The 26,061-nt window shown below is 48.1% G+C and carries 45 protein-coding genes and 1 pseudogene; 7 read left to right on the forward strand and 39 right to left on the reverse strand.

All coding sequences use genetic code 11. The annotated features are described in order from the left end of the window. The first annotated feature begins 170 nt into the window (after positions 1-170). Positions 171-725, forward strand: coding sequence for a gamma carbonic anhydrase family protein (locus M977_RS09020; RefSeq protein ID WP_064514223.1), 555 nt, complete (start codon positions 171-173; stop codon positions 723-725). On the opposite strand, the gene M977_RS09025 is transcribed toward M977_RS09020, so the two are convergent. From M977_RS09025 to dprA, 6 genes are read right to left on the reverse strand one after another with little or no spacing between them, the layout of a single operon-like run. Beyond that, positions 701-958 carry a DUF1488 family protein gene (locus M977_RS09025; protein WP_064514225.1) on the reverse strand — a complete coding sequence of 86 codons (258 nt, stop codon included), beginning with the start codon at positions 956-958 and terminating at the stop codon, positions 701-703. The two genes, M977_RS09020 and M977_RS09025, sit on opposite strands and share 25 nt — an antisense overlap. Further along, positions 955-1,773: a shikimate dehydrogenase gene (aroE, locus tag M977_RS25485; RefSeq protein WP_064514227.1), complete on the reverse strand. Its 819-nt coding sequence runs from the start codon at positions 1,771-1,773 to the stop codon at positions 955-957. Before aroE ends, M977_RS09025 begins: the two co-directional genes overlap by 4 nt. A gap of 3 nt (positions 1,774-1,776) precedes the next feature. Beyond that, positions 1,777-2,349, reverse strand: a complete 573-nt coding sequence (gene tsaC, locus M977_RS25490) for an L-threonylcarbamoyladenylate synthase type 1 TsaC (protein ID WP_245163500.1) — start codon at positions 2,347-2,349, stop codon at positions 1,777-1,779. A 5-nt stretch (positions 2,350-2,354) separates the two neighbouring features. After that, complete coding sequence (locus M977_RS09040; RefSeq protein WP_064514231.1) at positions 2,355-2,897, reverse strand: DNA topoisomerase family protein; 543 nt, start codon at positions 2,895-2,897, stop codon at positions 2,355-2,357. Positions 2,898-2,921: 24 nt separating this feature from the next. Continuing rightward, positions 2,922-3,395, reverse strand: coding sequence for a DUF494 family protein Smg (gene smg, locus M977_RS09045; RefSeq protein WP_064514233.1), 474 nt, complete (start codon positions 3,393-3,395; stop codon positions 2,922-2,924). Further along, positions 3,367-4,491, reverse strand: coding sequence for a DNA-protecting protein DprA (dprA, locus tag M977_RS09050; protein ID WP_064514235.1), 1,125 nt, complete (start codon positions 4,489-4,491; stop codon positions 3,367-3,369). Before dprA ends, smg begins: the two co-directional genes overlap by 29 nt. Before the next feature lie 128 nt (positions 4,492-4,619). Between dprA and def the strand changes: the two genes are divergently transcribed. The 5 genes from def to mscL all read left to right on the forward strand — a co-directional run bounded on the left by def (position 4,620) and on the right by mscL (position 9,461). Beyond that, positions 4,620-5,129: a peptide deformylase gene (def, locus tag M977_RS09055; protein ID WP_064514237.1), complete on the forward strand. Its 510-nt coding sequence runs from the start codon at positions 4,620-4,622 to the stop codon at positions 5,127-5,129. A gap of 21 nt (positions 5,130-5,150) precedes the next feature. Then, positions 5,151-6,098 (forward strand): methionyl-tRNA formyltransferase, encoded by a 948-nt coding sequence (gene fmt, locus M977_RS09060; RefSeq protein ID WP_064514239.1) that lies wholly within the window; start codon positions 5,151-5,153, stop codon positions 6,096-6,098. A gap of 76 nt (positions 6,099-6,174) precedes the next feature. Beyond that, positions 6,175-7,464, forward strand: coding sequence for a 16S rRNA (cytosine(967)-C(5))-methyltransferase RsmB (gene rsmB / locus M977_RS09065; protein ID WP_064514241.1), 1,290 nt, complete (start codon positions 6,175-6,177; stop codon positions 7,462-7,464). 48 nt (positions 7,465-7,512) lie between these two features. Next, positions 7,513-8,889, forward strand: coding sequence for a Trk system potassium transporter TrkA (trkA, locus tag M977_RS09070; protein ID WP_034461757.1), 1,377 nt, complete (start codon positions 7,513-7,515; stop codon positions 8,887-8,889). A 158-nt stretch (positions 8,890-9,047) separates the two neighbouring features. Then, complete coding sequence (mscL, locus tag M977_RS09075) at positions 9,048-9,461, forward strand: large-conductance mechanosensitive channel protein MscL (protein ID WP_064514243.1); 414 nt, start codon at positions 9,048-9,050, stop codon at positions 9,459-9,461. On the opposite strand, the gene M977_RS24340 is transcribed toward mscL, so the two are convergent. The 31 genes and pseudogenes from M977_RS24340 to rpsJ form a co-directional block, all read right to left on the reverse strand. Next, the gene (locus M977_RS24340) at positions 9,415-9,678 is read right to left on the reverse strand and encodes an alternative ribosome-rescue factor A (protein WP_074392011.1); all 264 of its coding nucleotides are present in this window, start codon (positions 9,676-9,678) and stop codon (positions 9,415-9,417) included. The two genes, mscL and M977_RS24340, sit on opposite strands and share 47 nt — an antisense overlap. Before the next feature lie 62 nt (positions 9,679-9,740). Further along, positions 9,741-10,160 (reverse strand): Zn(2+)-responsive transcriptional regulator, encoded by a 420-nt coding sequence (gene zntR / locus M977_RS09080; protein ID WP_064514245.1) that lies wholly within the window; start codon positions 10,158-10,160, stop codon positions 9,741-9,743. A gap of 2 nt (positions 10,161-10,162) precedes the next feature. Then, positions 10,163-10,533, reverse strand: a pseudogene (locus M977_RS09085) (DnaJ family domain-containing protein). 110 nt (positions 10,534-10,643) lie between these two features. Then, positions 10,644-11,030 carry a 50S ribosomal protein L17 gene (rplQ, locus tag M977_RS09090; protein ID WP_034461760.1) on the reverse strand — a complete coding sequence of 129 codons (387 nt, stop codon included), beginning with the start codon at positions 11,028-11,030 and terminating at the stop codon, positions 10,644-10,646. Positions 11,031-11,070: 40 nt separating this feature from the next. Beyond that, the gene (locus tag M977_RS09095) at positions 11,071-12,060 is read right to left on the reverse strand and encodes a DNA-directed RNA polymerase subunit alpha (protein ID WP_034461761.1); all 990 of its coding nucleotides are present in this window, start codon (positions 12,058-12,060) and stop codon (positions 11,071-11,073) included. Between the two features lie 25 nt (positions 12,061-12,085). Further along, positions 12,086-12,706, reverse strand: a complete 621-nt coding sequence (gene rpsD, locus M977_RS09100) for a 30S ribosomal protein S4 (protein ID WP_064514247.1) — start codon at positions 12,704-12,706, stop codon at positions 12,086-12,088. Between the two features lie 31 nt (positions 12,707-12,737). After that, positions 12,738-13,127, reverse strand: coding sequence for a 30S ribosomal protein S11 (rpsK, locus tag M977_RS09105; RefSeq protein WP_004138423.1), 390 nt, complete (start codon positions 13,125-13,127; stop codon positions 12,738-12,740). Between the two features lie 16 nt (positions 13,128-13,143). Next, positions 13,144-13,500: a 30S ribosomal protein S13 gene (rpsM, locus tag M977_RS09110; RefSeq protein ID WP_034461763.1), complete on the reverse strand. Its 357-nt coding sequence runs from the start codon at positions 13,498-13,500 to the stop codon at positions 13,144-13,146. Positions 13,501-13,646: 146 nt separating this feature from the next. Continuing rightward, entirely contained in the window at positions 13,647-13,763 is a 117-nt protein-coding gene (rpmJ, locus tag M977_RS09115) for a 50S ribosomal protein L36 (RefSeq protein WP_000868187.1), read from the reverse strand. Positions 13,764-13,793: 30 nt separating this feature from the next. Continuing rightward, positions 13,794-15,125 carry a preprotein translocase subunit SecY gene (secY, locus tag M977_RS09120; RefSeq protein WP_034461764.1) on the reverse strand — a complete coding sequence of 444 codons (1,332 nt, stop codon included), beginning with the start codon at positions 15,123-15,125 and terminating at the stop codon, positions 13,794-13,796. Positions 15,126-15,132: 7 nt separating this feature from the next. Beyond that, positions 15,133-15,567, reverse strand: coding sequence for a 50S ribosomal protein L15 (rplO, locus tag M977_RS09125; protein ID WP_034461765.1), 435 nt, complete (start codon positions 15,565-15,567; stop codon positions 15,133-15,135). Positions 15,568-15,570: 3 nt separating this feature from the next. Then, positions 15,571-15,750, reverse strand: a complete 180-nt coding sequence (rpmD, locus tag M977_RS09130; protein WP_004846568.1) for a 50S ribosomal protein L30 — start codon at positions 15,748-15,750, stop codon at positions 15,571-15,573. Between the two features lie 6 nt (positions 15,751-15,756). Continuing rightward, positions 15,757-16,257, reverse strand: a complete 501-nt coding sequence (gene rpsE, locus M977_RS09135) for a 30S ribosomal protein S5 (protein WP_034461766.1) — start codon at positions 16,255-16,257, stop codon at positions 15,757-15,759. Between the two features lie 14 nt (positions 16,258-16,271). Next, positions 16,272-16,625 (reverse strand): 50S ribosomal protein L18, encoded by a 354-nt coding sequence (rplR, locus tag M977_RS09140; protein WP_034461768.1) that lies wholly within the window; start codon positions 16,623-16,625, stop codon positions 16,272-16,274. Between the two features lie 9 nt (positions 16,626-16,634). After that, the gene (gene rplF, locus M977_RS09145; RefSeq protein WP_034461769.1) at positions 16,635-17,168 is read right to left on the reverse strand and encodes a 50S ribosomal protein L6; all 534 of its coding nucleotides are present in this window, start codon (positions 17,166-17,168) and stop codon (positions 16,635-16,637) included. A 13-nt stretch (positions 17,169-17,181) separates the two neighbouring features. Then, positions 17,182-17,574, reverse strand: a complete 393-nt coding sequence (gene rpsH, locus M977_RS09150) for a 30S ribosomal protein S8 (protein ID WP_034461770.1) — start codon at positions 17,572-17,574, stop codon at positions 17,182-17,184. Positions 17,575-17,604: 30 nt separating this feature from the next. Further along, positions 17,605-17,910: a 30S ribosomal protein S14 gene (rpsN, locus tag M977_RS09155; protein WP_034461771.1), complete on the reverse strand. Its 306-nt coding sequence runs from the start codon at positions 17,908-17,910 to the stop codon at positions 17,605-17,607. Between the two features lie 13 nt (positions 17,911-17,923). After that, the gene (rplE, locus tag M977_RS09160; RefSeq protein ID WP_064514249.1) at positions 17,924-18,463 is read right to left on the reverse strand and encodes a 50S ribosomal protein L5; all 540 of its coding nucleotides are present in this window, start codon (positions 18,461-18,463) and stop codon (positions 17,924-17,926) included. A gap of 14 nt (positions 18,464-18,477) precedes the next feature. After that, positions 18,478-18,792, reverse strand: coding sequence for a 50S ribosomal protein L24 (gene rplX / locus M977_RS09165; RefSeq protein ID WP_034461774.1), 315 nt, complete (start codon positions 18,790-18,792; stop codon positions 18,478-18,480). Between the two features lie 10 nt (positions 18,793-18,802). Further along, positions 18,803-19,174 carry a 50S ribosomal protein L14 gene (gene rplN, locus M977_RS09170; protein ID WP_002438705.1) on the reverse strand — a complete coding sequence of 124 codons (372 nt, stop codon included), beginning with the start codon at positions 19,172-19,174 and terminating at the stop codon, positions 18,803-18,805. Between the two features lie 166 nt (positions 19,175-19,340). Further along, on the reverse strand, positions 19,341-19,595 hold the full coding sequence (gene rpsQ, locus M977_RS09175) for a 30S ribosomal protein S17 (RefSeq protein WP_034461775.1): 255 nt from the start codon (positions 19,593-19,595) through the stop codon (positions 19,341-19,343). Next, positions 19,595-19,786, reverse strand: a complete 192-nt coding sequence (gene rpmC, locus M977_RS09180) for a 50S ribosomal protein L29 (RefSeq protein WP_008457158.1) — start codon at positions 19,784-19,786, stop codon at positions 19,595-19,597. Before rpmC ends, rpsQ begins: the two co-directional genes overlap by 1 nt. Further along, entirely contained in the window at positions 19,786-20,196 is a 411-nt protein-coding gene (rplP, locus tag M977_RS09185; RefSeq protein WP_008927134.1) for a 50S ribosomal protein L16, read from the reverse strand. The genes rpmC and rplP overlap by 1 nt, the downstream gene beginning before the upstream one ends. Before the next feature lie 11 nt (positions 20,197-20,207). Then, positions 20,208-20,909 (reverse strand): 30S ribosomal protein S3, encoded by a 702-nt coding sequence (gene rpsC, locus M977_RS09190; protein WP_000529945.1) that lies wholly within the window; start codon positions 20,907-20,909, stop codon positions 20,208-20,210. A gap of 17 nt (positions 20,910-20,926) precedes the next feature. Beyond that, positions 20,927-21,259 carry a 50S ribosomal protein L22 gene (rplV, locus tag M977_RS09195; RefSeq protein WP_034461779.1) on the reverse strand — a complete coding sequence of 111 codons (333 nt, stop codon included), beginning with the start codon at positions 21,257-21,259 and terminating at the stop codon, positions 20,927-20,929. Positions 21,260-21,272: 13 nt separating this feature from the next. Beyond that, entirely contained in the window at positions 21,273-21,551 is a 279-nt protein-coding gene (gene rpsS / locus M977_RS09200) for a 30S ribosomal protein S19 (RefSeq protein ID WP_001138115.1), read from the reverse strand. Positions 21,552-21,567: 16 nt separating this feature from the next. Next, positions 21,568-22,389, reverse strand: coding sequence for a 50S ribosomal protein L2 (rplB, locus tag M977_RS09205; protein ID WP_034461780.1), 822 nt, complete (start codon positions 22,387-22,389; stop codon positions 21,568-21,570). 17 nt (positions 22,390-22,406) lie between these two features. Beyond that, positions 22,407-22,709, reverse strand: a complete 303-nt coding sequence (gene rplW / locus M977_RS09210; protein ID WP_034461781.1) for a 50S ribosomal protein L23 — start codon at positions 22,707-22,709, stop codon at positions 22,407-22,409. Beyond that, positions 22,706-23,311 (reverse strand): 50S ribosomal protein L4, encoded by a 606-nt coding sequence (gene rplD, locus M977_RS09215; RefSeq protein WP_034461782.1) that lies wholly within the window; start codon positions 23,309-23,311, stop codon positions 22,706-22,708. Before rplD ends, rplW begins: the two co-directional genes overlap by 4 nt. A gap of 10 nt (positions 23,312-23,321) precedes the next feature. Beyond that, a complete protein-coding gene (gene rplC, locus M977_RS09220) occupies positions 23,322-23,951 on the reverse strand; it encodes a 50S ribosomal protein L3 (RefSeq protein ID WP_064514251.1) in 630 nt (209 codons plus the stop codon). A 31-nt stretch (positions 23,952-23,982) separates the two neighbouring features. Next, complete coding sequence (gene rpsJ / locus M977_RS09225) at positions 23,983-24,294, reverse strand: 30S ribosomal protein S10 (protein ID WP_034461784.1); 312 nt, start codon at positions 24,292-24,294, stop codon at positions 23,983-23,985. A 386-nt stretch (positions 24,295-24,680) separates the two neighbouring features. On the opposite strand from rpsJ, the gene M977_RS09230 reads away from it, so the two are divergent. Further along, on the forward strand, positions 24,681-25,193 hold the full coding sequence (locus tag M977_RS09230; protein ID WP_074392012.1) for a prepilin peptidase: 513 nt from the start codon (positions 24,681-24,683) through the stop codon (positions 25,191-25,193). Here M977_RS09230 and bfr read toward each other — a convergent pair. Continuing rightward, positions 25,177-25,653, reverse strand: a complete 477-nt coding sequence (bfr, locus tag M977_RS09235) for a bacterioferritin (RefSeq protein ID WP_064514255.1) — start codon at positions 25,651-25,653, stop codon at positions 25,177-25,179. The two genes, M977_RS09230 and bfr, sit on opposite strands and share 17 nt — an antisense overlap. Before the next feature lie 72 nt (positions 25,654-25,725). Continuing rightward, entirely contained in the window at positions 25,726-25,920 is a 195-nt protein-coding gene (bfd, locus tag M977_RS09240) for a bacterioferritin-associated ferredoxin (protein ID WP_034461786.1), read from the reverse strand. Between the last annotated feature and the right edge of the window lie 141 nt (positions 25,921-26,061).

Raw genomic sequence — 26,061 nt, forward strand, 5'->3', positions numbered from 1 at the left:
TCTCTTTTTATAGCACAACCCTTTTTTCGATCTTTTCTTCCGACTGATTAGTTTTCGCCCTTTTCGCTGCGATCATGTCCAATTCGCCTTGTTTTTGATGCTTTACCTCCTTGCCATCGGTTAAGAAAGCAGCCACAGTCTATCTACGAAGAGAACTTTCAGAGGTATTTATGTCTGCAGTATTACGTCCTTTTCAAAAAACCTATCCTGAAGTTGGCCAAAGAGTGATGCTTGATAGCTCAAGTGTTGTGATTGGTGATGTGCGAATTGCCGATGATGTGAGTATTTGGCCACTAGTTGCTATCCGTGGTGACGTTAACTATGTGGTTATTGGTGCTCGTAGCAATATTCAGGATGGGAGTGTGTTGCATGTAACGCATAAGTCTTCCTATAACCCGGAAGGCAATCCACTTATTATCGGTGAAGATGTGACTGTGGGACATAAGGTCATGCTGCACGGCTGCACGATCGGTAACCGCGTGCTCGTAGGAATGGGGTCGATTTTACTGGATGGTGTAGTAATAGAAGACGATGTAATGATCGGGGCAGGAAGTTTGGTGCCGCAAAATAAACGTCTTGAGAGCGGCTTCCTTTATCTGGGTAGCCCAGTGAAGCAGATCCGCCCTCTTACGGCTGAAGAACTGGAAGGCTTAAAATACTCAGCCAATAACTACGTTCGCTGGAAAGATGAGTACTTTGCTCAGGAAAGCCAGACGCAGCCTTGATTGTCATGTTCATCAGCTTCAATTAACGCCTCCGCTTCGTCTTCCAAATCCCAACGATTAAGACGAAAGAGCTCAAGCCATGATTCTTTATTATCGCCACCATAACGGCTGGCGATAGTTTCCCCGGTAATACCGCACATCACCTGAAAGCCATTTACTAATGCAGGAAAGCAGACCGCCAGAAGTTGATCGTCCCATTGCTCACGATCGGGAAACTGGATCGACTGGTTCACTGCGACATTTCCTGCTTTAGCTTCTCTATTACTGGCGCGATTTCTGGTAACACACCGTGCCACAGGAAAAAGGCATGTGCAGCCTGACCCACCAGCATTCCTAAACCATCAGCATAGTTTTGAACACCGTGTTGTTTGCACCAGTGTAAGAAAGGGGTTTCGCCCTTTTGGTAGAACATGTCGTAGCACTGAACATTGCGCGAAAGCAACGATGCTGGAATAGCAGGAATGTCACCAGCAATTCCGCTAGAGGTGGCATTAATAATAAGATCGAACTCATGCCCCTCCAGCTCAGACTGCTCTAACGCCTGAACACTGCCAGTGTGGCTAAATAGTAGTGCGAGATCTATGGCTCGAGAAAATGTCCGGTTGGTTATCGTCACAGAACAATCAAGCGAGAGCAGAGGTAGTAAAACTCCCCGAGCCGCGCCACCCGCTCCCAACAACAAAATACGCCGACCTGGTTTGATCAACGATAAACGCTCCAGATCGGTTAAAAGACCAATCCCATCGGTGTTATCACCGAGCAGGCGCCCATCGTCCAGGCGCTTAAGCGTATTAACCGCACCGGCTAATGCTGCGCGCTCTGTCAGTTCATCAGCACGGGCGAATGCTTGCTCTTTAAAAGGAACCGTAATATTGGCGCCTTTACCGCCTGCCTGGAAAAATTGCTCAAGAGTTTCAATAAAAGCATCAACAGGTGCCAGCACACGGCCATATGGATGCTCTATTTTTAACTGCTCAGCAAACATCTGATGAATTTGCGGTGATTTGCTGTGCTGAATTGGGTTACCAAAAACGGCAAAGGTGTTCATTAATTACCCCTGGCGGAAAAGTTCGCCGGTCAAAGCATCACGAATTTCAGATGGATTCAACCTGCCTCCGGTATCGCCACGCAGAACCGGGAAGCCGTCACCAAATTGAGCCAAGACTTCATCAGCCGTACGACAAGGTGGCAAACCAGATAAATTGGCACTGGTAGAAACCAAAGGTTTTCCAAAAACCAGGCATAAATCACGAACCAATGGATGATCAGTGACCCTCACGGCTAAGGAATCAAATCGACCCGTTAGCCAGCGCGGCGTTGAAGGAAGAGCAGGGAAAACAAAAGTCACAGGTCCTGGCCAACAAGAGAATACGGTTTCTCGCTGCATTTGCGAAAGCACGGAGCTATCTATATAAGGAACAAGTTGCTCGAAACTCGCAGCTATCAGGATAAGGCCTTTATCTACGGGACGATGTTTTAACTCTAGTAAACGCGTAACTGCCAGCTCACTGTCAGGATCACAACCAACGCCAAACACAGCTTCGGTTGGATATGCGATCACTTGTTGTTGTTTTAGGGCGGCAACGATCTCTTGGAGTTGCTCTGTTTGCAGGTTTGTCTTCACAAGCTTTATTCCACCGTTACCGGCTTTCCACATTGTTTGCTGGCACAGAATTGTTTCAATCCCTGTGCCGTTTTCTTTTCGATGATTAACGGATAGTGACACGCAGGGCATTCGCCTGCCACCGGTTTGCTATTAATGACGAATTGACAGGTCGGATAGCTATCGCATGACCAAAAGGTTTTACCAAATCGAGAGCGTCTTTGGACTAATTTACCTTTCTGGCATTGCGGGCAATTGATTGCAGTTTCATCGGGTTTGTCGATAACTTCGGTGTGATCACAAGCTGGATAATTGCTACAACCAATGAACATGCCGAAACGCCCCTGGCGTAATACCAGATTTTCCTGGCATACAGGACAGTGTTGACCTTCAAGTACTTTAACCACATGGCCATCAGCCAGGCTTTTTAGCGGGCGAACATAATCACATTCCGGGTAATGGGAACAGCCAAGAAAAGGGCCGTGTTTACCAGAACGAATGACTAACCCTGCCCCACATTGGGGACAGGGTTCATTTTTAGGCACAGTGAACAGTGCTGATTTGGTCATAACATCTCATGCCGCGGCTTTAATTTAATGCAGCATACCTTCATTTACTTCGAAGAGTAATTCTTCCATTTGCTGATATGCATTTTCGCACCCCGGAATGTTGAACAGTACCATTAGCACCACCCACTTTAAGTCTTCCAGTTCGAACTCAGCGGTGTCTAACGCTAATACTCGTTCAATGACCATTTCACGGGTTTCGAGGTTCAGCACCTGAATCTGTTCCAGAAATAGTAAAAACCCCCGACAAGTTGCATCAAGTCGCTGGCATTCCTCTGCGGTATACATACGCATAGAAAGTGGATCAGCAGCTAGTTGCATGGGTTCAGTCAGACCTTCCTGATAGTCCGCCAACTTTTCAAGCCATACAAGAGCGTTATAAATGTCTTCGTGATCAAAACCAGCATCGGCGAGATCACGCGTCAATTTATCTTGATCAACTCGCATTTCCACTTCGTTGTGGATGTAGGTTTCAAATAAGTACATTAGTACGTCGAACATGGCATGCCCTCCTCAATCGGACATAGCCGCCGGGTACAGCTGCGATCCATCCTGCTAACTCCAGTTCGAGTAGCTGGGCTACCGTAACTGGCACAGGTTGGCCGGCACGTTCAGCGACGACGTCAACAGGTGTAACCTCATCTCCTACGTTAGCCAACAGCTCAGGAAATGGCAATGTTCGATCCCCTTCATTGTGTGAATATATTAAGGCCTTGGGGATAGAGGGAAGCCATTGCAGTTCATTTTCCAGATGCTCAAGTATGTCTGAGGGATGACTGACTAAAGTAGCGCCTTGCTTGATGAGAAAGTGGGGGCCTTCACTCCCTGGGCTGCCAATTGCTCCCGGTAATGCAAAAAGCTCCCGCCCTTGTTCAAGAGCATATCGCGCAGTCACCAAAGAGCCGCTGCGCTCACTTGCCTCCACGACAAAAACAGCCCGACTCAAGCCGCTGATAATGCGATTTCTGCGTGGAAAATTACCCGGATATGGGGTGGTATTCAGTGGAAACTCAGAGATAATGGCACCACCCTCAGCAATAATCTGCTCACCCAATTGTTTATGGCGTTTAGGGTAAAGATTTGCCAGCCCGTTTCCTAAAACAGCTACTGTTTTTCCATGTACGTTTAATGCTGCGCGATGCGCTACAGCATCAATACCTAAAGCCAAACCACTCGTTATCGTTAATCCCGCAGTAGCTAATGGCTCACAAAACATTCGGCACCACCGTTCGCCATAAAGAGAAAGGTTACGGTTACCGACTACGGCTAATTGGTTACTGGCAAGAAGCTCAATATCACCTGCAACAAATAGCGCTGCCGGGTAGCAATCTATTGCCCGCAACTGCTCGGGATAATTGGCACTATCGGCAGTAAGAAGATGGTGACGGGGTTGCTCAAGCCAGCAAAGTGAAGCTTCCAGCTCTTTTTCACTAAATTCCAGAAAATATGAAATCTGCAGGGCAGATAAGCCAGAGTTTGATAGATGAGTGACCGTGCATTCCGGCTCGTTTAGTAAGAAATGGGCAATTTTTAATAGCTTATCTCCACTGAGACTTTGAACAGCCATCAAGCGTAGCCATATCTCCTTTGGTGGCATATCTTCCTCCTGCCATAAGCTATAAAAGCAATCCTTGCGATTGGTCACTGATGCTGTCAATCAGGCGGGGAAATGTCTAGAATAGAGGTAATAATCTTTCTATCAATTGAACACAGCTCTGGATATTTATGTCAGTTTTGCAGGTATTACATTTTCCGGACGAGCGCCTTCGCACTGTGGCGGCTCCGGTCAAAGAGGTGAATGCTGAGATTCAGCGGATTGTCGATGATATGTTCGAGACAATGTACGCAGAGGAAGGTATTGGCCTTGCAGCAACACAGGTGGATATCCATCAACGTATCATTGTGATTGATGTTTCTGAAAACCGCGACGAACGCCTGGTTTTGATTAACCCTGAGTTGCTGGAGAAAAGCGGCGATACTGGTATCGAAGAGGGTTGCCTGTCCATTCCAGAACAACGTGCTCTTGTTCCGCGAGCGGAAAGAGTCAAAATCCGCGCTCTGGACCGTGAAGGTAAGCCATACGAACTGGAAGCGGATGGCCTGCTTGCCATTTGTATTCAACACGAGATGGATCACCTGGTTGGTAAACTCTTCGTTGATTACCTTTCCCCGTTGAAGCGTCAGCGTATTCGACAGAAACTGGAAAAAATGGCTCGTCTGAATAAGAGCGCCTAATCCATCACACAAGGGAATAATGTGTCTGATTCACTGCGTATTATTTTCGCTGGCACTCCTGACTTCGCAGCGCGTCATCTTGACGCGCTGTTGTCTTCTCAGCACCAGGTAGTTGGCGTATTCACACAACCCGACAGGCCTGCTGGGCGTGGCAAAAAGTTAATGCCAAGCCCAGTTAAAGTACTGGCGACTGAAAGGGATCTCCCTGTATTTCAACCAGCTTCTTTGCGTCCGGCCGAAAATCAGGAACTGGTTTCTAGTTTGAACGCCGATGTCATGGTGGTTGTAGCTTATGGTTTAATTCTGCCAAAAGCGGTTCTGGATATGCCACGCCTGGGATGTATTAATGTTCATGGCTCGCTGCTGCCACGCTGGCGTGGTGCAGCACCTATCCAGCGTTCGTTATGGGCTGGTGATGCCGAAACTGGCGTGACCATTATGCAAATGGACGTGGGCCTGGATACGGGCGATATGCTGGTGAAACTCTCCTGCCCAATTGAAGCCACTGATACCAGCGCAACGCTTTACGATAAGCTGGCAAACCTTGGCCCTCAAGGGTTACTGGAAACGTTAAACCAACTGGCTACAGGGCGTGCAACACCAGAAGTTCAGAGCGAGGAATTGGTCACGTACGCTGAGAAACTCAGCAAGGAAGAGGCGCGTATCGACTGGTCGCTATCTGCTGCACAACTCGAGCGTTGCATCCGCGCCTTTAACCCATGGCCAATGAGTTGGCTGGAAATTGACGGCCAACCCGTCAAAATTTGGCAAGCATCAGTAATCAATCAACTCACTGACGCAGCACCTGGAACCATCATTGAAACCAATAAACAGGGTATTCAGGTGGCAACCGGCGACGGGATTTTAAATCTGCAATCCCTTCAACCAGCAGGAAAGAAAGCGATGACTGCTCAGGATCTCCTGAACTCTCGCAGTGAATGGTTTAAGCCAGGTGCACTTCTCGCCTGAGAAAAGAAATCCTTTGCGCCCAGGTCAATCACCTGGGCATTTTTGTTTTTAAGCGCCGAAAAACCAGAGCGTACGTATGAAAAAAACATTAAATCTTCGCAGTATGGCCGCACAAACGATTGAACAAGTTGTGGAACAAGGTCAATCGCTCAGCAATGTCCTGCCTGCTATGCAAAAAAAAGTCTCTGATAAAGATAGAGCACTGCTTCAGGAGCTTTGCTTTGGCGTATTACGCACTCTGCCTCAGCTGGAATGGTTGATTGGTAAGTTGATGTCTCGCCCGATGACGGGCAAGCAACGCACCATCCACTATCTGATTATGGTAGGTTTTTATCAGCTGCTTTACACCCGCATTCCTGCTCATGCCGCTCTGGCAGAAACAGTTGAAGGCGCAGTTGCTATCAAGAAGCAATCACTTAAGGGTTTGATTAACGGCGTATTACGCCAGTTCCAGCGTCAACAAGAAGAGCTGATGGCTGAAGCGGCTAAACATGAAAGCCGTTCCTTACACCCGAGCTGGTTACTGCAACGGCTGAAAAAAGCCTATCCGGGCCAATGGCAATCTATTGTCGATGCCAACAACCAGCGCCCTCCTATGTGGCTGCGTGTTAATCGCCAACACCATACTCGTGAAGAATGGATGGCGTTATTAGCAGAAAATGGGCTGGAAGGTCATGCTCATCCGCAATATCGCGATGCTGTGCGCCTGGAAACTCCTGCACCAGTTCATGCATTACCGGGTTTTGAAGACGGTTGGGTGACGGTTCAGGATGCCTCAGCGCAAGGTTGTGTTGATCTGCTGGATCCGCAAGATGGCGATGCGATCCTCGATTTGTGCGCAGCACCTGGCGGCAAAACCACTCATATACTTGAAGCTGCACCTAAAGCACGCGTGATGGCTGTCGACATTGATGAACAGCGCCTGAAGCGTGTGCACGAAAACTTGCAACGTTTGGGTATGAGTGCAGAGGTTAAATCAGGAGACGGGCGTTTCCCTGAGCAGTGGTGTGCTAATCAACAATTTGATCGCATTCTTCTTGATGCACCGTGTTCAGCCACGGGTGTTATTCGCCGCCATCCAGATATCAAATGGTTGCGTCGCGACAGAGACATCCCTGAATTAGCTGCACTACAAAAAGAAATTCTGGAAGCCATTTGGCCAAAACTGAAATCGGGTGGCACATTGGTTTACGCTACATGTTCTATCCTGCCGGAAGAAAACTATCTGCAAGTCGCGGCATTCCTGGCGCAGCATCCAGAGGCGAAACTGGTGGAAACAGGTACACCAGAGATACCTGGGATCCAGAATCTCCCTTCTCCGGAAGATGGTGATGGCTTCTTTTACGCTAAGCTAATTAAAAGCTGATTCAGGTTTGCTGAGTCTTAGGTTTCATCTCAAATGAAGCTATAAAAAATGAAAATAATCATTCTCGGTGCGGGCCAGGTCGGCGGCACACTGGCAGAAAACCTGGTAGGTGAAAACAACGACATTACTGTTGTTGATACCAATCAGGATCGTCTGCGCAGCTTGCAGGATAAGTTCGATTTACGCGTTGTGCAGGGTCACGGCTCGCATCCGCGCGTTTTGCGTGAAGCTGGCGCAGATGATGCCGATATGCTGGTCGCAGTAACCAGTTCTGATGAAACGAACATGATTGCCTGTCAGGTAGCATATTCGCTTTTTAATACTCCAAACCGAATCGCGCGAATTCGTGCACCTGATTACGTTCGTGATGCCGAGCGTTTATTCAATGCCGAAGCAGTGCCAATTGATCACCTTATCGCACCGGAACAGCTGGTAATCGACAATATTTACCGACTGATTGAATACCCAGGCGCGCTTCAGGTAGTTAATTTTGCTGAAGGCAAAGTAAGCCTTGCCGTTGTGAAAGCCTATTACGGTGGCCCGTTAGTCGGAAATGCACTATCCACTATGCGCGAACATATGCCGCATATCGAGACACGCGTTGCCGCGATTTTCCGTCATGACCGTCCGATTCGCCCGCAAGGTTCGACTATCGTTGAAGCGGGAGATGAAGTCTTCTTCATTGCCGCCTCTCAACATATTCGCGCTGTAATGAGTGAGTTACAGCGCCTCGAAAAACCATATAAGCGAATTATGCTGGTAGGTGGCGGTAATATTGGTGCGGGTCTGGCACAACGTCTTGAAAAAGATTACAGCGTTAAACTTATCGAACGCGATCCGCAGCGTGCTGCCGAACTCGCCGAAATGCTGCAAAACACCATCGTATTCTATGGTGATGCATCGGACCAAGAGCTGTTAGCCGAAGAGCATATTGAACAAGTTGATTTGTTTATCGCTGTTACCAATGACGATGAAGCAAATATTATGTCCGCTATGTTGGCTAAACGTATGGGTGCCAAGAAAGTCATGGTTCTTATCCAACGTAAAGCCTACGTCGATTTGGTCCAGGGCAGCGTAATTGATATTGCAATTTCACCACAGCAAGCCACCATTTCAGCATTATTGGGCCATGTGCGTAAAGCCGATATCGTAGGGGTATCATCTCTACGTCGGGGAGTGGCTGAAGCAATCGAAGCGGTTGCCCATGGCGATGAAAGTACTTCACGCGTTGTGGGTCGTTCTATTGATGAAATAAAGCTTCCGCCAGGTACGATAATTGGTGCTGTAGTCAGGGGAAACGATGTCATGATCGCCAATGACAATTTACGTATAGAACAGGGCGACCATGTAATTATGTTCCTGACAGATAAGAAATTTGTGAGCGATGTGGAACGTCTATTCCAGCCAAGTCCTTTCTTCTTATAACCTTCAACGGGTAGATAAACATTCTACCCGTAATTCTCTTTACCCAATAAACCCTCTTAATATTAAGGCATTAGCGGGGATTCTTATTTCCTGATGTAATGGCAATCGGGTCATCATTTGTTAGACTTATTAACGTCAGCCGGTACAAGGAGAGAAAAATGAGCATGTTAAAAGAATTCCGTGAATTTGCGATGCGCGGAAATGTTGTGGATTTGGCAGTAGGTGTAATTATTGGGGCCGCATTCGGGAAAATTGTTTCATCACTAGTTGCGGATATTATTATGCCGCCACTTGGTTTGTTAATTGGCGGCGTAGATTTTAAACAGTTCGCCTTAACATTAAGACCTGCTGCGGGTGATATTCCAGCAGTAGTGATGCATTACGGCGTATTTATTCAGAATATCTTTGATTTCGTGATTGTTGCCTTCGCGATTTTCCTTGCGATCAAAGCGATGAACAAACTGAACCGTAAGAAAGTAGAAGAACCTGCAGCACCACCGGCACCAACCAAAGAAGAAGTATTACTCAGCGAAATTCGCGATCTGCTGAAACAGCAGAACGAACGAATCTGAATGCGTTAGTGAAAAAAGGAAGGCCAGTGGTAAAAAAGCGATTTGCTTGTTTGCCACTGGCCTCCCAGTTACCTCGTTTGCCATGTTTTGTATTACGTTGGTAACTCCCTTTACCTTTCTTATTCTGCTCAACTCTTTGACGAAATAGTGGGTCGTGTAGCAAAGCCTCAATGGCATTATCTTTGATGATCCCTTTCTGATGTTGATACTTGCTCATACAAACTCCAGATTGATTAAAATAACGGCACGATTTTATGCCTCTATCTGACAAATCACAATTTATTCTTTTCGCTGGCTAGCCCCCTGCTCCAGCGCTTCAAGGATTGAACAATATGCGCTGCTGTGGGCAGTACCACAACATGCATCATTTAATCTCTGTAACGATCGCTGCATGTGCTGAAGCTCTTTAATTTTAGACTCAACTTCTGTGAGTCTCGATTGCACTATGCTTTTTGATTCCTGACAGGTGTGATGTTCAGGATCGATACGGATCGACAGCAGTTCACGGATAGTTTCCAGCGTAAAACCTAACTGCTTTGCATAACGAATAAACTTCAGGCGCTGCAAATCACTTTCACTATAAAGCCGAAACCCTCCTTCAGTTCTAACTTCATGATCCATCATTTGCTGCTTTTCATAATAGCGGATGGTATCGGGTGTCACATCTGCCAGTCTGGCCAACTCTCCAATACGAAACATGATCATTCCTCATCAAATTTATGAAGCAATCTATCAGCATACTCTCCATGTAGAAAATCAGTACTCATTCCTGCATTCAGAAGTTTGAACTCAAGTAATAGCAATTTCTTACTGGTAGCTACGTATTCTGGATGGCAATGATCTATCGATCTGAGCAAATCATTCAACTCAATTGCATCCTTACGCAGTTGAAGCTCAGGAGGCAAGCAGTCGGAATTTTTCATTAGACGCCAAGCCGCCCGTAATTCCAGTGGGATATATGAATCATCATCGAGTTCGAGAGGTTTGCCTGACCCAGGCAATGAATCAAACTCATCTTGCGTTGTGCATCAAGAATATGAGGTTCTGCCCATTGATCAAATAACCACTTAATCAACTCTGCAAAAACTGGGGATATAACAAAGATATGCTTTTAAAGCACGAGAGGGCGAATTTCAGATATAAAAAAACCGGGCAAGCCCGGTTTTTTCACGTTACTACAGATTACTCTGCAGCAGCTTCTGTTTGAGACTCGGCGCGATCAACAAGCTCGATGTAAGCCATCGGAGCATTGTCACCTGCACGGAAGCCACACTTAAGAATGCGAGTGTAACCACCAGTACGGGCTGCGAAACGCGGACCCAGTTCATTAAACAGTTTTGCCACGATCTCGTTATCACGAGTACGGGCGAATGCCAGACGACGATTAGCAACGCTATCAGTCTTGGCAAGAGTAATCAGCGGCTCAACTACGCGACGCAGCTCTTTCGCTTTAGGCAGAGTCGTCTTGATGATCTCATGACGAACCAGTGAACCTGCCATATTGCGGAACATAGCCTGGCGATGGCTGCTGTTGCGGTTCAGTTGACGACCACTCTTACGATGGCGCATGACCTTATCCTTCTCAGTAAAACCTTAACCTGTGATCCGGTTACTCGTCAGCGATGCTTGCCGGTGGCCAGTTTTCCAGGCGCATGCCCAGAGACAAACCACGGGAAGCCAGCACGTCTTTAATCTCGGTAAGAGATTTTTTACCCAAGTTAGGCGTTTTGAGCAGCTCAACTTCGGTACGCTGTACCAGATCACCGATATAGTGGATAGCTTCTGCCTTAAGGCAGTTAGCAGAGCGGACAGTCAATTCCAGATCGTCAACAGGGCGCAGCAGGATCGGATCGAACTCTGGTTTCTCTTCTTTAACTTCTGGTTGACGAACATCACGTAAGTCAACGAAAGCTTCAAGTTGTTCAGCCAGAATGGTTGCCGCACGACGAATCGCCTCTTCAGGATCGATTGTACCGTTGGTTTCCATTTCGATGACCAGCTTATCCAAGTCAGTACGCTGTTCTACACGCGCAGCTTCAACATTGTAGGCAATTCGCTCTACAGGGCTGTAGCAGGCGTCGACCAGCAGACGACCAATTGGGCGCTCATCTTCTTCCGAATGAATTCGGGCAGAGGCCGGCACATAACCGCGACCGCGCTGAACTTTGATACGCATACTAATAGATGCGTTCTCATCAGTCAGGTGGCAGATCACATGTTGCGGCTTGACGATTTCGACATCACCATCATGGGTGATATCGGCTGCAGTCACAGGGCCAATGCCAGACTTATTCAGAGTAAGAATAACATCATCTTTACCTTGAACTCTCACCGCCAGCCCTTTCAGGTTGAGCAGGATTTCCAGGATATCCTCCTGAACGCCTTCTTTGGTGCTGTACTCGTGTAGTACACCATCAATCTCAACCTCTGTCACCGCGCAACCCGGCATCGATGAGAGCAGAATACGGCGCAGTGCATTACCAAGAGTATGGCCAAAGCCACGCTCTAAAGGCTCAAGGGTCACCTTGGCGTGCGTCGAACTCACTTGCTCGATATCTACCAGGCGCGGTTTTAGAAACTCTGTCACAGAACCCTGCATTGTGTCCTCTCTTTGGTACTAAGCTTTACTTGGAGTAAAGCTCGACGATCAGGTGTTCGTTAATGTCCGCAGACAGATCAGTACGCTCAGGCTTACGCTTGAACACACCTTCCATCTTAGCAGCATCAACTTCCAGCCAGGTTGGCTTTTCACGCTGTTCAGCCAGCTCCAGAGCGGCCTTCACGCGAGATTGCTTTTTGGCTTTCTCACGGATGCTAACTACGTCATTCGGAGTTACCTGATAAGAAGCGATGTTAACAACGCGACCATTTACCATAACTGCTTTATGGCTAACTAACTGACGTGATTCTGCACGAGTAGCGCCAAAGCCCATACGGTAGACAACGTTGTCCAGACGACCTTCAAGCAGAACCAACAGGTTTTCACCGGTGTTGCCTTTCAGACGTGCTGCTTCTTTATAGTAGTTACGGAACTGACGCTCCAGAACACCGAACATGCGGCGAACTTTTTGCTTTTCACGCAACTGCACACCATAGTCAGACAGACGCGGTTTACGCGCACCGTGCTGGCCAGGAGCTTGTTCAATTTTACACTTGGTATCGATCGCGCGAACACCAGACTTCAGGAACAGGTCTGTGCCCTCGCGACGGCTCAGCTTGAGCTTAGGACCCAAATATCTTGCCATTTTCTTTCTCCAACATTCCTAAAAACGAGCGTTATACGCGACGTTTTTTCGGCGGACGACAACCGTTGTGAGGGATCGGAGTCACATCAGTAATATTAGTGATGCGGAAACCAGCGGCGTTCAGAGCACGAATAGTAGATTCGCGGCCTGGACCCGGTCCCTTAACCATAACTTCAAGGTTCTTGATACCGTATTCTTTCACAGCTTCTGCGCAACGCTCTGCTGCAACCTGAGCTGCGAACGGAGTGGACTTGCGAGAGCCACGGAAACCGGAACCACCGGCAGTTGCCCAACCCAATGCATTACCCTGACGATCAGTAATAGTAACGATTGTGTTGTTGAAAGAAGCATGGACATGAGCCACGCCGTCAGAGACTTGTTTTCTTACACGCTTACGTGCACGAACTGGTGCCTTTGCCATTATTCAATCACCCCGATTATTTCTTGATCGGTTTGCGCGGACCCTTACGGGTACGTGCGTTGGTCTTCGTACGCTGACCGCGTACTGGCAGACCACGACGATGACGCAAACCGCGATAGCAACCAAGGTCCATCAGACGCTTGATGCTCATACTCACTTCACGGCGTAGATCACCTTCAACGACAAATTTGGCAACTTCGTCACGCAGCGTGTCGATTTGTTCTTCAGACAGCTCTCTGATCTTAACATCTTCAGCGATACCCGCCGCAGCACAAATGGCCTTTGAACGAGTCTTGCCTACACCATAGATCGAAGTTAAAGCGATCACGGTATGTTTTTGATCAGGAATGTTAATGCCTGCTATACGGGCCACTATGCACTCCTACTATTTAGATTATGCGTCCCATACCGAAAAGCCCGTTTTCAGGATACTCAAATGGAAACGCATAGACATACAAAAGATTGGCTGGCTAATCTAGCCAGCTCAACCCAACTTTGCAAGAAAAATATACGAGATAATCAGCCTTGACGCTGTTTATGCTTCGGTTCGGCGCTGCAAATCACGCGAATAACACCGTCACGCTTAACGATTTTGCAGTTACGACATAATTTCTTGACGGAAGCACGAACTTTCATTTTTACTCTCCGTAACTTCTCAAGCGACTATTAACGGCCGTAGCCTTTCAGATTCGCTTTCTTCAATGCAGACTCGTACTGACTAGACATCATCAGAGTTTGCACTTGAGCCATAAAGTCCATGATAACCACGACAACAATGAGCAGCGAGGTTCCACCGAAGTAGAAAGGCACTTTCATTGCGTCACGCATGAACTCCGGGATTAGGCAGATAAAGGTAATGTACAACGCACCAACCAAGGTCAGGCGGGTCATCACTTTATCAATATACTTCGCCGTTTGTTCTCCCGGACGAATTCCTGGTACAAATGCACCGGACTTCTTCAGGTTATCTGCTGTTTCACGAGGGTTGAAAACCAACGCTGTGTAGAAGAAACAGAAGAAGATGATTGCAGACGCATAGAGTAACACATAAAGCGGTTGCCCAGGCTGCAAATACAGCGAAATTGTAGTCAGCCAGTTCCAACCGGTACCACCCCCAAACCACGATGCAATCGTTGCCGGGAACAGAATAATACTGGAAGCAAAAATTGCTGGAATAACACCAGCCATATTCACTTTCAGCGGTAAATGCGTGCTCTGCGCAGCATAGACACGACGACCCTGTTGACGTTTTGCGTAGTTTACCACAATGCGGCGTTGACCACGTTCAACAAAAACAACGAAGAAGGTCACTGCGAATACTAGTACTGCAACCAACAGCAACAGAAGGAAGTGCAGGTCGCCTTGCCTTGCTTGTTCGATAGTATGGCCAACGGCCGGCGGCAAACCCGCAACAATACCAGCGAAGATTATGATTGAGATACCGTTTCCGATACCACGTTCAGTAATCTGTTCACCTAGCCACATAAGGAACATAGTTCCCGTGACAAGGCTCACAACAGCTGTGAAGTAGAATGCAAAGCCTGGGTTTAACACCAAGCCTTGCATACCAGGCATATTCGGTAAACCGGTAGCAATACCGATTGACTGGAATATTGCCAGCACCAGGGTGCCGTAACGGGTGTACTGGCTGATCTTACGACGACCAGACTCCCCTTCTTTCTTCAACTCTGCTAACGCTGGATGAACCACCGTTAGAAGCTGGATAATAATCGATGCCGAAATATACGGCATGATACCCAATGCAAAGATAGAAGCACGGCTGAGAGCACCACCAGAGAACATGTTAAACATTTCAATGATAGTGCCTCGCTGTTGCTCAAGCAGTTTGGCAAGTACAGCGGCATCAATACCAGGGATCGGAATAAAAGAGCCAATACGGAACACAATCAGCGCACCGATAACAAACATCAGTCTGCGTTTCAGCTCGCCAAACCCGCCTTTAGCACTTTGAAAATCTAATCCCGGTTGCTTTGCCATCTGCTACTTATTCCTCGATTTTACCGCCAGCAGCTTCGATAGCAGCACGAGCGCCTTTAGTGACACGCAGGCCGCGAACAGTTACCGGACGAGAAACCTCGCCAGACAGAATCACTTTCGCGAACTCAATCTGGATACCGATAATGTTTGCTGCTTTCAGCGTGTTCAGGTCAACTACGTCGCCTTCAACTTTCGCCAGATCGGAAAGACGAATCTCACCAGTGATCATTGCTTTGCGAGAGGTGAAACCGAATTTCGGCAGACGACGGTACAACGGCATCTGGCCACCTTCGAACCCACGACGTACGCCACCGCCAGAACGAGAGTTCTGACCTTTGTGACCACGACCGCCGGTTTTGCCGAGACCAGAACCGATACCACGACCCAGACGCTTGGAAGCGTGCTTAGACCCTTCGGCCGGAGACAGAGTATTTAAACGCATCTCTTACTCCTCAACTTTAACCATGTAGGAAACCGCGTTGACCATACCACGTACAGCAGGAGTATCCTCGCGCTCTACGGTGTGGCCAATACGACGCAGACCCAGGCCAAGCAGCGTTGCCTTGTGTTTCGGCAAACGACCGATCGCACTGCGGGTTTGTGTAATTTTAATAGTCTTTGCCATGGTCAATTACCCCAGAATTTCTTCAACGGATTTACCACGCTTGGCAGCGACCATTTCCGGAGATTTCATATTCGCCAGGCCATCAATAGTTGCACGAACCACGTTAATCGGGTTGGTGGAACCATATGCTTTAGCCAAAACGTTATGAACTCCAGCGACTTCCAGAACGGCGCGCATTGCACCGCCGGCAATAATACCGGTACCCTGGGAAGCCGGCTGCATGAACACACGAGATCCTGTGTGCACACCTTTAACAGGGTGCTGCAGGGTGCCGTGATTCAGCGCGACGTTAATCATGTTGCGACGGGCTTTTTCCATCGCTTTCTGGATAGCTGCTGGAACTTCACGCGCTTTTCCGTAACCAAAACCAATGCGACCGTTACCATCGCCAACCACTGTCAGAGCAGTGAAGGAGAAAATACGACCACCTTTTACGGTTTTAGATACGCGATTTACCGCGATCAGCTTTTCCTGCAGTTCGCCAGCTTGTTTTTCGATGTGAGCCATCTTACACCTCTACCTTAGAACTGAAGGCCAGCATCACGGGCAGCATCTGCCAGTGCCTGGACACGACCATGATATTGGAAACCAGCACGGTCAAAGGATACTTTCGTAATACCTTTTTCCAGTGCGCGCTCTGCAACAGCTTTACCCACAGCTGTAGCGGCGTCTTTATTTCCAGTGTACTTCAGTTGCTCAGCGATAGCTTTCTCTACAGTAGATGCAGCTACCAGGACTTCTGAACCGTTTGGTGCGATAACCTGTGCATAAATATGACGAGGCGTGCGGTGAATCACCAGACGAGTCGCACCCAGTTCTTTGAGCTTGTGACGTGCGCGGGTCGCACGACGGATACGAGCAGATTTCTTATCCATAGTGTTACCTTACTTCTTCTTAGCCTCTTTGGTACGCACGACTTCGTCGGCGTAACGAACACCCTTGCCTTTATAAGGCTCAGGACGACGGTAGGCGCGAAGATCAGCAGCCACTTGTCCAATCATCTGCTTATCAGCACCTTTCAGCACGATTTCAGTTTGAGTTGGACATTCAGCAGTGATTCCCGCTGGCAGAGCATGTTCAACAGGATGAGAGAAGCCTAGGGCCAAACTCACCGCATTGCCTTTAACTGCTGCACGATAACCTACACCAACCAGCTGCAGCTTCTTAGTGAAGCCTTCGGTAACACCGATAACCATTGCATTTAACAGCGCACGAGTGGTACCCGCTTGGGCCCACGCGTTAGCAAAACCTTCGCGCGGAGCGAAAGTCAGTGCATTATCAGCGTGTTTAACTTCAACAGCATCGTTGATTGTACGAGTCAGCTCGCCGTTCTTACCTTTGATCGAAATAACCTGACCGTTGAGTTTTACCTCTACGCCAGCAGGAATAACGACCGGTGCTTTAGCAACACGAGACATTTTATTCCTCCAATTAGGCTACGTAGCAGATAATTTCGCCACCAAGACCAGCTTGGCGCGCTGCACGATCAGTCATAACACCTTTCGAGGTAGAAACGACAGCAATACCCATACCGGCCATAACTTTAGGCAGCTCATCTTTTTTCTTATAGATGCGCAGACCTGGGCGGCTGACTCGCTGAATGCTCTCTACCACAGCCTTGCCCTGGAAATACTTAAGAGTCAGTTCCAGTTCAGGCTTGATGTCGCCTTCGATTTTAAAATCTTCAATATAGCCTTCTTCTTTCAGCACGTTGGCAATTGCCAATTTCAGCTTGGAGGAAGGCATGGTGACCGCAACTTTATTCGCGGCTTGACCGTTACGGATACGGGTCAGCATATCCGCGATCGGATCTTGCATGCTCATCTGTCTTTACTCCCGTGATTCAATTGGATATTACCAGCTAGCCTTCTTCAAGCCAGGTACTTCACCGCGCATAGCGGCTTCACGAAGCTTGATACGGCTCAACCCGAATTTGCCCACATAACCATGCGGACGACCAGTTTGGCGGCAGCGGTTACGCTGACGGGACGGGCTGGAATCACGCGGCAGAGACTGCAGCTTAAGAACAGCATCCCAACGTTCTTCGTCGGATGAGTTCACACCAGAGATGATAGCTTTCAATTCCTCGCGTTTAGCGCGGTATTTGTCGGCCAGTTTCACGCGAACGACTTCGCGTGCTTTCATCGATTGCTTAGCCATTAGTAACCCTACCTTACTTACGGAATGGGAAGTTAAAGGCTGCCAGCAGAGCACGGCCTTCATCATCAGATTTCGCAGTAGTGGTAATGGTAATATCCAAACCACGAACGCGATCGACTTTGTCATAGTCGATTTCTGGGAAGATGATCTGCTCACGGACACCCATGCTGTAGTTACCACGGCCATCGAATGACTTAGCGGACAAGCCACGGAAGTCACGGATACGTGGTACAGCAATGGTGATCAGGCGCTCAAGAAACTCCCACATGCGTTCGCCACGCAGAGTTACTTTACAGCCGATCGGATAGCCCTGACGGATTTTGAAGCCTGCAACTGATTTGCGTGCTTTGGTGATCAACGGTTTTTGACCGGAGATTGCTGTCAAGTCAGCTGCTGCATTATCCAGCAGTTTCTTGTCAGCGATCGCTTCACCCACACCCATGTTCAGGGTGATCTTCTCGACCCGAGGGACTTGCATGACAGAATTGTAGTTAAACTCACTCATGAGTTTTGTAACTACTTCGTCTTTGTAGTAATCATGCAGTTTCGCCATCGTACTACTCCAAATTACTTGATAGTTTCGCTATTAGATTTGAAGAAACGGACTTTTTTGCCCTCTTCGAATCTAAAGCCTACACGGTCAGCCTTGCCGGTTGCCGCATTGAAGAGTGCAACGTTAGAAACTTGAATAGCAGCTTCTTTTTCAACGATGCCACCTGGTTGGTTCAGGGCCGGAACCGGCTTCTGATGTTTCTTAACCAGGTTAATACCTTCAACAATAAGCTTGCCGGAAGACAAGACATTCTTAACTTTACCGCGCTTACCTTTATCTTTACCGGTTAACACGATAACTTCGTCATCACGACGGATTTTAGCTGCCATGATTCGCTCCTTAGAGTACTTCTGGTGCCAGAGAGATAATTTTCATGAACTTCTCATTACGCAGTTCACGAGTTACCGGCCCAAAAATACGCGTGCCGATTGGTTGCTCGCTGTTATTGTTTAAAATAACGCATGCATTACCATCGAAGCGAATGACAGAACCGTCCGGGCGACGAACACCCTTCCTGGTGCGCACCACTACCGCTTTCAGGACATCGCCTTTCTTCACCTTACCACGAGGAATTGCTTCCTTGATGGTAATTTTGATGATGTCGCCGACGCCTGCGTAGCGACGGTGCGAGCCACCCAGAACCTTGATACACATTACGCGACGCGCGCCGGAGTTGTCGGCTACGGTCAGCATAGTCTGTTCTTGGATCATTTCAGTGCTCCGCTAATGTCAACTACTACTTCGGGACCCATAATTAGGTCGTTAAAAAGCCCCATAAACGAGGGCGCGGCATTATAACACCGGTTCCTGAATATGGGTAGAAAAAATAAACGGCTCATTTACTGAGCCGTTTATTCGTTAGACAAAGCTCACTGTATTACAGAACAGCTTTATCTACAACGCGAACAAGCGTCCAAGACTTAGTCTTAGACAGTGGACGGCATTCGCGGATTTCAACCACGTCACCGATACCACATTCATTGTTCTCGTCATGTACGTGCAGTTTGGTCGTACGTTTGATGAATTTACCGTAAATCGGGTGTTTCACCACACGTTCGATAGCAACAACAATGGATTTCTCCATTTTGTCACTAACAACGCGACCTTGCAGAGTACGGATTTTATCGGTCATTACGCACCCGCCTTCTGAGTCAATAAAGTCTTAACACGTGCAACATCACGACGCACTTGCTTCAGCAGGTGAGTCTGTTGCAGCTGGCCACTTGCTGCTTGCATACGCAGATTGAACTGCTCACGCAGCAAATTCAGCAGCTCGGTGTTCAGCTCTTCAACACTCTTTTCACGCAGCTCTTTTGCTTTCATTACATCACCGTCTTAGTTACAAAGGTGGTTTTAATCGGCAGTTTCGCTGCTGCCAGCTTGAATGCTTCACGGGCCAGCTCTTCTGGTACGCCGTCCATTTCATACAGGACTTTGCCAGGCTGAATCAAGGCAACCCAATACTCTACGTTGCCTTTACCTTTACCCATACGCACTTCAAGCGGCTTTTCGGTGATCGGTTTGTCCGGGAATACACGGATCCAGATCTTACCCTGACGCTTAACTGCACGGGTCATTGCACGACGTGCTGCTTCGATCTGACGTGCAGTCAGACGACCACGGCCAACAGCTTTCAGACCGAAAGTGCCGAAGCTAACATCCGTACCAGCAGCCAGACCACGGTTGCGGCCTTTGTGCACTTTACGGAATTTTGTACGCTTTGGTTGTAACACAGCGACTCTCCTTACTTACGGCCTTTACGCTGCTGCTTTTTAGGTTGAGCAGCCGGTTTTTCCGGTTGTTCAACAGCAGCCATCCCACCCAGGATCTCACCTTTAAAGATCCACACTTTAACGCCAATTACACCATAAGTGGTGTGCGCTTCAGAGGTGTTGTAGTCAATGTCAGCACGCAGAGTGTGCAACGGCACGCGACCTTCACGGTACCATTCGGTACGTGCGATCTCGGCGCCGCCCAGACGGCCGCTAACTTCAACTTTGATACCTTTAGCGCCCAGACGCATGGCATTCTGTACAGCACGCTTCATAGCACGACGGAACATAACACGACGTTCCAGCTGTGAAGTGATGCTATCAGCAACCAATTTTGCGTCCAGTTCAGGCTTACGAACTTCGGCGATATTGATCTGTGCAGGAACGCCAGCGATATCCGCTACGACCTTGCGCAGTTTTTCTACGTCTTCGCCTTTCTTACCGATTACGATGCCAGGGCGAGCAGTGTGAATAGTCACACGGATGCTCTTAGCTGGACGCTCGATAACGATACGAGATACAGACGCCTTCGCCAGTTCCTTTGTCAGGTACTGACGAACTTTAAAATCGCTGTCCAGGTTGTCAGCGAATTCTTTGGTGTTCGCAAACCAAGTAGAGTTCCAAGGTTTTACAATACCCAGGCGAATACCATTAGGATGTACTTTCTGACCCATTGCTAGTCTCCAGAGTCTCAGCGATCGGACACAACCACAGTAATGTGGCTGGTGCGCTTCAGGATGCGATCTGCACGACCTTTTGCACGCGGCATAATGCGCTTCATGCTTGGGCCTGCGTCTACGAAGATTTTCGCGACTTTCAGATCGTCAATGTCAGCGCCATCGTTGTGTTCAGCGTTAGCAATGGCAGATTCCAGAACTTTCTTGACCAATACCGCAGCTTTCTTGTTGGTGAAGGTCAAAATTTCCAGTGCCTGCGACACTTTCTTACCGCGAATAAGGTCTGCAACAAGGCGAACCTTTTGAGCAGAAGAACGAGCGTGGCGATGTTGAGCTAAAGTTTCCATCTCTTCCTCCTACTTATTTCTTCTTGGCTTTTTTATCAGCAGCATGGCCGCGATAAGTACGTGTCGGTGCAAATTCACCCAGTTTGTGACCGACCATTTCGTCGGAAACAAATACCGGAACATGCTGACGACCATTATGGACAGCGATGGTCAAACCGATCATGTTAGGAAAGATCGTTGAACGACGGGACCAAGTGCGCAGGGGCTTCTTGTCACCGCTTTCCACCGCTTTCTCTACCTTCTTCAGCAAGTGCAGGTCAATAAAAGGACCTTTCTTGAGAGAACGTGGCATGGCTTATCCTCTAAAATTATTTGCTACGGCGACGTACGATGAATTTATCAGTACGCTTGTTGCTGCGGGTCTTCTTACCTTTGGTCTGAACGCCCCACGGAGTTACCGGGTGCTTACCAAAGTTACGACCTTCACCACCACCATGTGGGTGGTCGACTGGGTTCATCGCAGTACCGCGAACGGTAGGACGAACACCACGCCAGCGTGCAGCACCTGCTTTACCCAGAACGCGGAGCATATGCTCAGAGTTACCGACTTCGCCCATGGTTGCACGGCAGTCAGCTTCGACTTTACGCATTTCACCAGAACGCAGACGCAGGGTAACGTAAGCACCATCACGTGCAACGATCTGCACATAGGTACCAGCAGAACGTGCAAGCTGACCGCCTTTACCTGGTTTCATTTCTACGTTATGAACGGTAGAACCAACCGGGATATTGCGCATCGGCAGGGTGTTACCTGCTTTGATTGCAGCATCAACGCCAGATTGAATCTGGTCGCCAGCTTTCAGGCCTTTAGGGGCCAGGATGTAACGGCGTTCGCCATCTTTGTACAGAACCAGTGCGATATTCGCAGAACGGTTCGGATCGTACTCAAGACGTTCAACAACTGCCGGGATACCATCTTTGTTGCGTTTAAAGTCAACAATACGATAAGCCTGCTTGTGACCACCACCGATGTGACGAGTAGTGATACGACCATTGTTGTTGCGGCCACCGGATTTGCTGTTTTTTTCAACCAGCGGAGCAAATGGTTTGCCCTTATGCAGCTCAGGGTTGACCACTTTAACTACGTGGCGACGACCCGGAGATGTCGGTTTACATTTAACAACTGCCATTGTTTTTCTCCTCCGACTTACTCAGCGCCGCCGACGAAGTCCAGATTCTGGCCTTCCTTCAGGGTGACGTAAGCTTTTTTCCAGTCGCTACGACGACCGATACGCTGTCCATGACGCTTAGTTTTACCTTTAACAAGCAAGGTATTAACGCCTTTAACTTCAACTTCGAACAGTTTCTCAACAGCAGCAACGATCTCTGCTTTGGTCGCGTCTTTTGCAACTTTGAGAACGATGGTATTAGTTTTTTCCATCGCCATAGATGCTTTTTCAGATACGTGCGGCGCGCGCAGTACTTTCAGCAGACGTTCTTCACGGATCATGCCAGCATCTCCTCAACTTGCTTAACTGCATCAGCAGTCATAACGACTTTGTCGAAGGCGATCAGGCTAACTGGATCGATTGTTGCTGCGTCGCGCACGTCAACCTTATGCAGGTTACGCGCAGCCAGGAACAGATTCTCATCCAGTTCGCCAGTTACGATCAGCACATCTTCCAGGGCCATGTCTTTCAGTTTCTGAGCAAGCAGCTTAGTTTTAGGCGCTTCAACAGAGAACTGTTCGACAACGATCAGACGATCCTGACGTACCAGTTCGGACAGAATGCTTTTCAGCGCTCCGCGGTACATCTTTTTGTTAACTTTTTGACTGTGGTCCTGCGGGCGAGCAGCGAAGGTTACGCCACCGGAACGCCAGATCGGGCTCTTGATAGAACCTGAACGCGCACGGCCGGTACCTTTCTGGCGCCACGGCTTTTTGCCGGAACCAGTTACTTCAGCACGAGTCTTCTGAGCACGAGTACCTTGACGGGCACCAGCTGCATAAGCAACAACAACCTGGTGTACCAGCGCTTCGTTAAAATCACGACCGAAGGTAGTTTCGGAAACAGTCAGCGCGCTTTGCGCGTCTTTCAATACTAATTCCATTGCTATCTCCTCACGCCTTCACAGCTGGTTTAACAATAAGGTCGCTACCGGTTGCACCCGGAACTGCACCCTTAACCAGCAGCAGGTTGCGCTCAGCGTCAACGCGTACTACATCCAGGCTCTGAACAGTTACACGTTCGTTGCCCAGTTGGCCTGCCATTTTCTTGCCTTTGAACACTTTGCCCGGAGTCTGGTTCTGACCGATAGAACCCGGAACGCGGTGAGACAAGGAGTTACCGTGTGTAGCGTCCTGGGTACGGAAGTTCCAGCGCTTAACGGTACCTGCGAAACCTTTACCTTTAGAGGTGCCAGTTACGTCAACTTTTTTAACTTCAGCAAACAGCTCAACGCTAACGTCTTGACCTACAGTGAACTCTTCGCCTTCTGCAAGACGGAATTCCCAAAGGCCACGGCCAGCTTCTACGCCAGCTTTAGCGAAGTGACCAGCTTCCGGCTTAGTTACACGGCTAGCTTTTTTAGCGCCAGTGGTAACTTGAACAGCACGGTAGCCATCGTTAGCCAGGTCTTTGACCTGAGTAACACGGTTTGCTTCTACTTCGATCACGGTTACTGGGATAGAAACGCCGTCTTCAGTGAAGATACGGGTCATACCCAATTTTTTACCGACTAAACCAATCATTGTTTCAACCTCTCAATCGTCAATGACCTGATTAACCCAGGCTGATCTGCACGTCAACACCAGCAGCCAGATCCAGACGCATCAGAGCATCAACGGTTTTCTCAGTTGGCTCAACGATGTCAACCAGACGCTTGTGAGTGCGAATTTCGTACTGATCACGCGCGTCTTTGTTGACGTGCGGAGAGATCAGAACGGTAAAGCGCTCTTTGCGGGTCGGCAGCGGGATCGGACCACGTACTTGCGCACCAGTGCGCTTAGCAGTCTCGACGATTTCCGCAGTTGATTGATCAATCAGACGATGATCAAACGCTTTAAGACGGATACGGATTCTTTGGCTCTGCATGAGACCATAGCTCCAATTATTTTATAGACGAAAAAAATCACTACTCACACCCATTACGATTGATGGGGGAGTGTAATCGTTCATACATAGTTCCCCAATTGGGAACATTGTCGACAGTAGCTTCACTGCCAGGCTCGTATTGAGCCAGCCGTCGATTAAGACAGGCCCGCGCATTATACGTAAATCTGCCCCTTAATCAAGCCATGGATACGAATTAAACAATCTTTTATGCAAGGATACGGCACACCTTCAACTCGAGATGCAAAATTGACTAGCCATAGAATCTTCCCTGGAGGGCTGCTCGCGCCTGAATAATCTTCATTTTGTTTTCACATGTATATTAATTTAGTGTTGAAAATCATCTCACTGCAGAGTCATCAATGACTATGTCTACATCCCCTACCCTATTCGAACTTCCCTTTTTCGCACTCTATATTGGGCTTTTACTACGGCTAGCCTGGATAGATTATCGATGCATGTTGCTCCCGGATAATCTGACTTACTCCTTGTTATGGTCTGGGTTACTGTATCAGCTGTGTTTTATACCCGAGAATTTAGCAGCATCAGTGCTTGGCGCCATTTGCGGGTATCTCAGTTTGTGGGGGTTGTACTGGATTTATTTTTACTGGCGAAAGTGCGCGGGCATCGGCTACGGAGATATGAAGCTTTTGGCTGCCTTAGGAGCATGGCATGGATGGCAGAGTTTGGGGTGGATTTTGTTCACAGCCTCATCAATGGGCCTGTTTGCGGTCTTAATATCAAAGTTATTAAGAAAGAAGAGAATTTCACTGACTACCACTCCGCTACCCTTTGGCCCATACCTTGTGATAGCGGGTGGTTCAGCAGGATGGATATATTCCTCCTTCCCGCTGTTTAAAGAACTCAATTTCCTTCTTTGATTTGCGACTGAATATAATTCTGCAAACCAATTTTAGAGATGAGATCTAATTCAGTTTCCAACCAGTCGATATGGTGCTCTTCCTCTGCAAGAATTTGGATCAGCATATCTCGACTGACATAGTCATGAATGGTATCTGCGTAAGCAATGGCTTCACGCAAATCTTTGGCACCTTCCATTTCTAATTTAAGGTCAGATTGAAGCATTTCTTCGACATCTTCACCAATATGGAGCTTGCCTAAATCTTGTAGGTTTGGAATGCCTTCGAGAAATAAAATACGCTCGATGTACTTATCGGCATGTTTCATTTCATCAATGGATTCGTGGTACTCAACTTCGTTGAGGCGCATCAGGCCCCAGTTTTTGAACATTCTCGCATGGAGAAAATACTGATTTATCGCGACAAGCTCGTTTCCCAATAATTTATTGAGATAATTTATTATCTTAGTATCACCTTTCATTTTTTACTCCCTCCGCTTCCACTACATGAAGCGTAGATGTAGCACGGAGTAAGTCAAAAAAAAGTGACCGTCTTAGGCAATCTCTTTAAATTCTGGGATCTGCAATAGCTCTTCTTGCATGATTTCTCTTGCTGCGCGAATGCATTTGCCACATTGGTTTCCCACTGGCACAAACTTGCGAAGCTGCTGGAAAGATTGTGGATGAAACTGGCGCACTGCCTGCCGAATTTTTTTATCACTTACACCATTACACAAACAAACGTACATAAGCACTCCCGTTCAAATTACGCGCAAAGTGTAAATAAGAATAGTTATGATTACAATAGCACACGCATATTGCTTAAGTGAGTAAGCGGCAAAAATAGCAAAAAAAAAAGAGCGCCTGAGCGCTCTTTTTTCATACAAAGG

The sequence above is a fragment of the Buttiauxella gaviniae ATCC 51604 genome, assembly GCF_001654835.1.
GTDB classification, from domain to species: Bacteria; Pseudomonadota; Gammaproteobacteria; order Enterobacterales; family Enterobacteriaceae; genus Buttiauxella; species Buttiauxella gaviniae.